Genomic DNA, 8,366 nt, shown 5'->3' with positions numbered 1-8,366 from the left:
GACGAGCCGCCGCGCGGCTGCATCGTCAACATCTCGTCGATGGCGGCTCAGCGCGCGATCACCCGCGTGGTGGGCTACTCCGCCGCCAAGGCCGCCGTCGATAACTTCACGCGCTGGCTGGCTGTGGAGCTTGGCCGCTCCTATGGCGCGGGCATGCGCGTCAATGCTATCGCGCCCGGCTTTTTTATCGGCGAGCAGAATCGCGATCTGCTGCTCGACGCCGAGGGCCGCCTGACTCAGCGCGGCCAGACGATCATCGATCATACCCCGGCGGGTCGTTTCGGCGAGCCGGAGGAGCTGATCAGCACGCTGGTCTGGCTGTGTAGTCCGGGCGCGCGCTTCGTCAACGGCGTGGTCGTCCCGGTGGATGGCGGCTTCTCGGCGTTTAGCGGGGTGTAGCACCTACCGTCAAGAGCATACGAATCGGCTGGGCTGCCGGTTCAGGAGCAGAGGAGCGACCTTATGGTTGTCGGACAAGGAGCGCCAGCGAGGGTATTGGCAGACGATGACGTGCGGCGGCTTCTCGCCACGGCGTTCGACTCGGAGGAGCTGGACGGCAAGCGGGTGCTGGTGATCATTCCCGACAGCACGCGCACCGCGCCGATCCCGCTGCTCTTTCGGCTGCTGTACGAGCAGATCGGGCGACGCAGCGCGCAGCTCGACTACCTGATCGCGCTCGGCACGCACCAGCCGATGAGCGACGCCGCGATCGATCGGCTGGTGGGCGTCCCGGCTGCGGAGCGCGCGGCCCGCTATCCCCAGGCGCGCATCTTCAACCACCGCTGGGATCTGCCCGAAACGCTGCTGACGATCGGCACGATCTCGCGATCGGAGGCCGCGCAACTGACCGACGGCCTGCTGGTGGGCGAGGTGCCGATCACGCTCAACCGCATGATTCTGGACTACGATCTGCTGCTGATCTGCGGCCCGGTCTTTCCGCATGAGGTCGCCGGTTTTTCGGGCGGGGCCAAGTATCTGTTTCCGGGGATCGCCGGGCCAGACATCATCAACTTCACCCACTGGCTCGGCGCGCTCTCGACCAGCATGGAGACGATCGGCGTCAAAGATACGTTCGTGCGGCGGGTCATCCACCGGGCGGCTGAGTTCGTGCCCACGCGCGTGCTGTGTCTGGCCTTCGTTCTCAAGGGCAAGGCGCTGCACGGCATGTATATCGGCCCGCACCGCGAGGCGTGGAGCGCCGCCGCCGATCTGTCGGGCCAGCTCAACATCGTCTGGGTGCCGCAGCCCGTGCGGCGCGTGCTGGCGATGCCCTCGACGATGTACGACGACCTGTGGACCGCAGCCAAGGCGATGTACAAGACCGAGCCTGCGATTGCCGACGGCGGCGAGGTGATCATCTACGCGCCGCACCTGACCGAGATCTCGTACACTCACGGCCAGCTGATCGACCAGATCGGCTATCATGTGCGTGATTATTTTGTCAAGCAGTGGGAGCGGTTCAAAGATCTGCCGGGCGGTATCCTGGCCCACAGCACGCACGTCAAGGGCGCTGGCACATTCGACCCCACGACGGGCATCGAAACGGCGCGCATCAGCGTGACGCTAGCGACCGCCATTCCAGAGGCGCGCTGCCGTCAGGTCAACCTGGGCTACGCCGACTACCGCGCGATCGATCCCGATACCTGGCAGGAGCAGGCCGCAGCGGATAGCCTGGTGGTGCCGCACGCGGGCGAGATGCTGTATCGGGTTCGGCACCAAGCCTAGTGCAGGAGGCAGGGAAACAAGGACACAAAGGAGCAAAGGAACAAGGGAACAAAGCAGGTGCCTTTTGTTCTTTGTAAGGAAGTGCAGCAATGACTCAAGCCGACATTGGTGTGGTGGGGCTGGCGGTGATGGGCCAGAACTTAGCGCGCAATATCGCCAGCCGGGGCAATCGTGTCGCCGTGTATAACCGTACCTACGCGCGCACCGAAGCCCTGATGCGCGCGCATCCCGATGCGAACCTGATTCCGGCAGCCGATCTGCCCGTGTTCGTCGCATCGCTCAAGCGGCCACGGCGGATCATCCTGATGGTCCAGGCGGGAGCGCCCGTGGATGCCGTGATTGGCGAGATCCAGCCACTGCTGGAGCCGGGCGACATTCTGCTCGACGGCGGTAACTCGTTTTTTCAGGATACCGAGCGCCGCACCCGCGATCTCGAGGCGACCGGCCTGCGCTTTTTGGGCGTTGGCATCTCCGGCGGCGAGGAGGGCGCGCTGCACGGTCCCAGCATCATGCCGGGCGGTCCCCGCGCGGCCTACGACGAGGTTGCGCCGATCCTGACGGCGATTGCGGCGCGCGCCCCCGACGGCACGCCCTGCGTCTCCTACCTGGGACCGGGCGGCGCCGGGCACTATGTCAAAATGGTCCACAACGGGATCGAGTACGGCGATATGCAGCTCATCGCCGAGATCTACGATCTGCTGCGGCGCGGCGCGAGCCTGACCGCCGACGAGCTGGCCGATGTGTTCGCTGAGTGGAGCCGGGGCGAGCTTAGCTCGTTTCTGATCGACATCACCGCCGAGATCTTTCGCACCCGCGATGCGGAGACGGAGCAGCCGCTGGTTGATCTGGTGCTCGATACCGCCGCGCAGAAAGGCACCGGCAAGTGGACCTCGCAGAACAGCTTTGATCTGGGCATTCCGATCCCGACGATCAACGCCGCGGTCGAGGCGCGTATGCTGTCCGCGCTGAAACCGGAGCGGGTCGCCGCTGCCGACGCGCTCTCCGGTCCAACGACGACCTACACGGGCGAGCGGTCGGCGCTGATCGCGGCGGCGCGGGCGGCGCTCTATGCCTCCAAGATCTGCGCCTATGCTCAGGGCATGGCCTTGCTGCGCGCGGCCTCCGCCGAGTACAGCTATCAGCTCGATCTGGCCGCTGTCGCCGCGCTGTGGCGCGCAGGCTGCATCATTCGCGCGCGCTTTCTGGACGATGTGACCCGCGCGTTTCGCGCCGCGCCCGACCTGCCGAATCTGCTGCTGGACGAGCAGTTCGCGGCGGCGATTCAGGAGCGCGATGCTCCCTGGCGCGAGGCGCTGCGCACCGCGACCGAGCTAGGCATTCCCACGCCCGCGCTCAGCTCTGCGCTGGCCTACTACGACTCGTATCGCGCGGCGCGGCTACCGGCGAACCTCATTCAGGCGCAGCGCGATTACTTCGGCGCGCACACCTACCAGCGCATCGACCGGCCCGGAACCTTCCATAGCGTCTGGACGGAACGCTGATGCTTCCACGCAGCACCCCTGCGCTCGAGTCGCCGCTGATCCTGGTGATCGACATCGGCAGCTCGTCCACGCGCGCCGCGCTGTATGACGCCAGCGCCGCGATGCTGGCGGGCAGCCTGGTGCAGGAGCGGTGCTCGTTCTTCACGGCTGCCGACGGCACCGCCGAGGACGATCCCGCCGGAGTGCTCCATCGTGTCGCGCGCTGCATCGACGGCGTTCTGGCGGCTGCCGGTCCTCGCGCGCGCGACATCGCGGCGGTTGGACTGGCGACCTATGTGGCGAGCGTGCTCGGCACCGATGCTGCGGGCCAGCCCGTGACGCCGATCTACACCTACGCCGATACCCGCAGCGCCGCCGCCGCGCGCCTGCTGCGGGAGCGCCTGGATGAGCGCGCGATCTGGCAGCGCACCGGCTGCCCGCTGCGGACCAGCTATCTTCCGGCGCTCTTGACCTGGCTGGCCCAATCGCAGCCGCAGGTATTTCGTGCGGCGCGGCGCTGGATGGGCCTGGGCGAGTGGCTGCTGCACGAGCTGTTTGGTCGCTCGACGATCACCTTCTCGGCGGCGGCGTGGACCGGCCTGCTCAACCGCACGAGCCTTGCCTGGGACGACGAGCTGCTGGCGGCGCTCCCCGTTCATGGCGAACAGCTTGGCGACGTGGTCGACGCGAGCGAGTCCTTGATCGGGCTGCGCGAGCCGTGGGCGGCGCGCTGGCCCTCGCTGCGCGCGCTTCCGTGGTTTGGCGCGATCGGCGATGGCGCGGCGGCCAACCTTGGAAGCGGCTGCACGACCGCCGACCGGATCGCGCTGAGCATCGGCACGACCGGCGCGCTGCGCACGATTCCGGCAGCGGTGCCGACGATCCCGCGCGGCCTGTGGTGCTACCGCGTCGATCGCGTGCTGCCGCTGCTGGGCGGTGCGACCAACGAGGGCGGCAATGTGCTGACCTGGGCGCTGCGGACGCTACAGGTCGATCTGGTGTCGCTTCAGCGCCATCTGCTCGATCCCGCCGGTGACGATCATGGCCTGACGGTGCTGCCGTTCATCTCCGGCGAGCGCTGTCCCGGCTGGGCGGGCGATATTCACGCGACGATCACCGGCATCAGCACGACGACCTCGGCGCTGGATATGGCCCGCGCGGCGCTGGAAGGCGTCACCTACCGCTGGGCACAGATCGCCGCTCTGCTGCGGCAGACGCTCGACACGTCGCCGACGATCGTGGTCAGCGGCGGGGCGATCGAGCATCTCCCCGCGTGGGCGCAGCTCATCGCCGATGCGGTGGGCCTGCCGGTTGCGCAAAGCGGCGAGCCCGAGGCGACGAGTCGGGGCATCGCGCTGCTGGCGCTGCAATCACTCGGCGTGATCGCCAGCCTGGACGAGCGACCGGCGACGCTGGGAGCCGTGGCGCAGCCGAATATGGCGCGCTGGGCCGAGCATCAGGCCGCGATCGAGCGGCAAGCCGGGTGGTACGAGCGGCTGTATCCGCCGGGATAGGCGCGCTGCGACCGCTCAAGGAGCAAGAGGATGGAGTATCGAGAGCTTGGACGGACCGGCTGGCGAATCTCGGCAATCGGCTGCGGCACCTGGGCGATGGGCGGCTCCTGGGGGCCGACCGACGACCAGAAATCGCTGCGGGCGCTGCACACGGCGCTCGACCTGGGCGTTAACTTTTTCGATACCGCCGACGTGTATGGCGATGGTCATGCCGAGCGGCTGATCGCGCAGGTGCGGCGAGAGCGCAGCGAGCAGATGATCGTCGCCACGAAAGCGGGCCGCCGCCTCAATCCGCATGTCGCCGGTGGCTATACCCGCGAGAACCTGACCGCCTTTGTCGAGCGCAGCCTGCGCAACCTGGAGACGGAGGCGCTCGATCTGCTGCAACTGCACTGTCCGCCCTCAGCGGTGTACGAGATGCCGGAGGTCTTCGGCGTGCTGGATGATCTGGCGCAGGCGGGCAAGCTGCGCTACTACGGCGTGAGCGTCGAGCGCGTCGACGAGGCGCTGCGCGCGATTCAGTATCCCGGCGTGCAATCGGTGCAGATCATCTTCAACATGTTTCGGCTCAAACCGGCGGAGCAGCTCTTCCCCACGGCTCGTGAGCGGCGGGTGGGCATTCTGGCCCGCGTGCCGCTGGCGAGCGGCCTCTTGAGCGGCAAGCTGCGGCCAGACTCGCAGTTCGCCGCGTCCGATCACCGCAGCTACAATCGCCACGGCGAGACGTTCGATCAGGGCGAAACCTTTAGCGGCGTGGATTACGAGGCCGGGCTGAAGGCGGTCGAGGAGCTGCGGGCGCTGGTGCCCGCAGGCGCGAGCCTGGCGCAGCTTGCCCTGCGCTGGATCTTAATGTTTCCCGAAGTCACGGCGGCCATTCCCGGCGCGAAAGATGAGCGGCAGGCCGAGGATAACGTGCGCGCGATCGAGCTGCCCGCGCTTTCGGATGCCGCGATGGCGCGCGTTCGACAGGTCTATGATCGGTATTTTCGGGCGGCAATCCACGATCGCTGGTAGCGGCTGCTCCGCTCACGCGGGTCTGGACGAGCGAGTGCCTGGAGAGGGGGCGAGATGAACGCAGCGCAGATAGAACATCATCCGCTGGCAGCAGAGCAGCGCTGGTCGGTGCGGATGGCAGACTCGGTGATCGCTCGTCGTGCGCCCGAATCTGCCAGGTGGCACTACGAGGACGGCCTGGTGCTCAAGGCGCTTGAGCAGGTCTGGCGCGCGACGGGCCGTGATCGCTACTGGCGCTTCGTCAAGGATACGATCGATCGGTTTGTCGATCCGGACGGCACGATTCGCAGCTATCGCCTGCATGAGTACAACCTTGACCAGATCAATCCCGGCAAGGTGCTGTTTCCGCTGTACGAGGTGACGTGCGATCAGCGCTACAGGCTGGCGATCTTGCACCTGCGGCAGCAGCTAGCGAGCCAGCCGCGCACGTCCTCAGGCGGCTTCTGGCATAAGCAGATCTATCCCGATCAGATGTGGCTGGATGGGATCTATATGGCCGCGCCGTTCTACGCCGCGTACGCGCGCACCTTCGACGATCCCGCCGCATTCGACGATATTGCGCACCAGATCGTGCTGATCGAGGAGCATACGCGCGATCCCCGGACAGGGCTGCTGTATCACGCCTGGGATGAGAGCAAACAACAGCGCTGGGCTGATCCGGAGACGGGCCGCGCGCCGCACTTTTGGGGGCGGGCGATGGGCTGGTTCGGCATGGCGCTCGTCGATGTGCTCGACGATTTGCCAGAGACGCATCCCCGGCGTGGCGAGATGATCGCGATCTTGAATCGCATGAGCGAGGCGCTGGCGCAGGTTCAGGATCACGCTACCGGTCTATGGTATCAGGTGCTCGATCAGGGACCGCGCGAGGGCAATTATCTTGAGTCGTCGGCCTCGTGCATGTTCGTATACGCCCTCGCCAAAGGCGTCAGAAAGGGCTACCTGCCTGAGCATTTCATGACCATCGCGCGCCGGGGCTACCAGGGAATCGTGCAGGAGTTCATCACGATCGATGCCGAGGGCCTGGTCACGCTCGACAAGACGTGCGCGGTCGCCGGTCTGGGCGGCAATCCCTACCGGGACGGCTCCTTCGCCTACTACGTCGGCGAGCGCGGGGCCTCGAACGATGATAAAGGCGTCGGGCCGTTTATTCTGGCGTCGCTTGAGATCGAAGCGCGCGGGCTGGGCACAAGCTCCATCGTGTGATCCGGCAGCGAGATAGGAGAGGATACCTATGGCAACCTATTTTACGTCGATCGGCGGCGAGCAAGGTCTGAACCCGGCCCGTGAGAATCCGTGCCGCCTGATCGATTTTGCGCGGCTGGTGCTCCCCGACGGAGCCTCCCACACGGGCAACACAGGCCAGCGCGAGGTGCTGCTGGTGCTGTTCGGCGGGCGATGCAGCATCGAGGCGGGCGGCAACAGCTTTGAGAACGTCGGCAAGCGGCCCAATCCCTTTGCCGGGAAGCCCCACGCGGTCTATCTGCCAGCCAATACCTCCTACACGATCACCGCGCGCGGCAGCCTGGATGCGGGACTCTGCTCCGCGCCATCGGATCTGAAGGCCGAGGCGTACGTGATCCAGCCGGAGCAGGTGACGACCAACCAGATGGGCGCTGCCAGCTTCAGCCGCGAGCTGCGCAACATGCTGACCAGCAGCGATCAGCCGGATCTGCCCGCGCGTCGGCTGATTGTCGGCGAGACGCTGGTGCCAAGCGGCAACTGGTCGACCTATCCGCCGCACAAGCACGAGGTCGACGACCTGCCGCGCGAGGCATTCCACGAGGAGCTGTACTACTTTCGCGTGGATCAGCCGGGCGGCTTCGGGCACGCCCGCCACTACAGCCCCGATCGCGGCTACGACACCACCTACACCGTGCAGGACTCGACGATCCTGATGGTGCCGCACGGCTACCATACGACGTGCAGCGCGCCGGGCTACACCAACTATTTTCTCTGGATGCTTGCGGGCGAGCATCGCACGCAGGCAGTTTCGTTCGATCCGGCGCATGCCTGGGTCCAAAAGACGGTCGGGCTGTTGAAGGGCAGATAGCGCTAGCGAAAAGGAGCATGATGATCCTCGATCTTTTTCGGCTGGACGGGCAGGTCGCGCTCGTCACCGGCGGGAATAAAGGGCTAGGCCAGGCGATGGCGATTGCTCTGGCGCAGGCGGGCGCGGATATCGCGATCGTCTCGCACTCCGGCCAGGCTGCTGCCACGCTGGCAGCGGTCGAGGCAGCCGGACGACGCGGCCATGCATTCGCCGCCGACCTCGGTCGTCCTGAGGCGGCGCTCGGCGTGGTCGATCAGACGGTGCAGGCGCTGGGCCGGATCGATATTCTGGTCAACAACGCCGGTATTATCCGGCGCGCGGAAGCCGTGGCAACCGATCTGGCCGACTTTACCACCGTCCTCGACGTTAATCTCGTCGGCGTCTGGGCGCTGTCGCAGGCGTCGGGCCGCGTGATGCACGCGCAGGGCCGAGGCAAAATCATCAACATCGCGTCGCTGCTCTCGTTCCAGGGCGGCATTCGCGTGCCCGCCTACACGGCGGCAAAGCACGCTGTCGCGGGCCTGACCAAAGCGCTCGCCAACGAGTGGGCCGCGCATGGTATCAACGTTAACGCAATTGCTC

General features: G+C 66.4%; 8 protein-coding genes. All 8 read left to right on the top strand.

From position 1 onward, the window contains the following. A partial coding sequence (locus VFZ66_29980) for an SDR family oxidoreductase (GenBank protein HEX6293448.1) occupies positions 1-399 on the top strand: 399 nt, incomplete at its 5' end. Positions 400-462: 63 nt separating this feature from the next. Beyond that, entirely contained in the window at positions 463-1,725 is a 1,263-nt protein-coding gene (locus tag VFZ66_29975; GenBank protein HEX6293447.1) for a lactate racemase domain-containing protein, read from the top strand. A gap of 89 nt (positions 1,726-1,814) precedes the next feature. Next, positions 1,815-3,227, top strand: coding sequence for an NADP-dependent phosphogluconate dehydrogenase (gene gndA / locus VFZ66_29970; protein ID HEX6293446.1), 1,413 nt, complete (start codon positions 1,815-1,817; stop codon positions 3,225-3,227). Beyond that, positions 3,227-4,720 (top strand): gluconokinase, encoded by a 1,494-nt coding sequence (locus tag VFZ66_29965; GenBank protein HEX6293445.1) that lies wholly within the window; start codon positions 3,227-3,229, stop codon positions 4,718-4,720. The genes gndA and VFZ66_29965 overlap by 1 nt, the downstream gene beginning before the upstream one ends. 30 nt (positions 4,721-4,750) lie before the next feature. Further along, on the top strand, positions 4,751-5,734 hold the full coding sequence (locus tag VFZ66_29960) for an aldo/keto reductase (GenBank protein HEX6293444.1): 984 nt from the start codon (positions 4,751-4,753) through the stop codon (positions 5,732-5,734). Positions 5,735-5,788: 54 nt separating this feature from the next. Continuing rightward, on the top strand, positions 5,789-6,937 hold the full coding sequence (locus VFZ66_29955) for a glycoside hydrolase family 88 protein (protein HEX6293443.1): 1,149 nt from the start codon (positions 5,789-5,791) through the stop codon (positions 6,935-6,937). Positions 6,938-6,965: 28 nt separating this feature from the next. After that, positions 6,966-7,784 carry a 5-deoxy-glucuronate isomerase gene (gene iolB / locus VFZ66_29950; GenBank protein ID HEX6293442.1) on the top strand — a complete coding sequence of 273 codons (819 nt, stop codon included), beginning with the start codon at positions 6,966-6,968 and terminating at the stop codon, positions 7,782-7,784. A gap of 17 nt (positions 7,785-7,801) precedes the next feature. Further along, a partial coding sequence (locus VFZ66_29945; GenBank protein ID HEX6293441.1) for an SDR family NAD(P)-dependent oxidoreductase occupies positions 7,802-8,366 on the top strand: 565 nt, incomplete at its 3' end.

The organism is Herpetosiphonaceae bacterium, from assembly GCA_036374795.1.
Classification (GTDB): domain Bacteria; phylum Chloroflexota; class Chloroflexia; order Chloroflexales; family Kallotenuaceae; genus LB3-1.
This window is presented reverse-complemented; position numbering and strand designations above follow the sequence as displayed.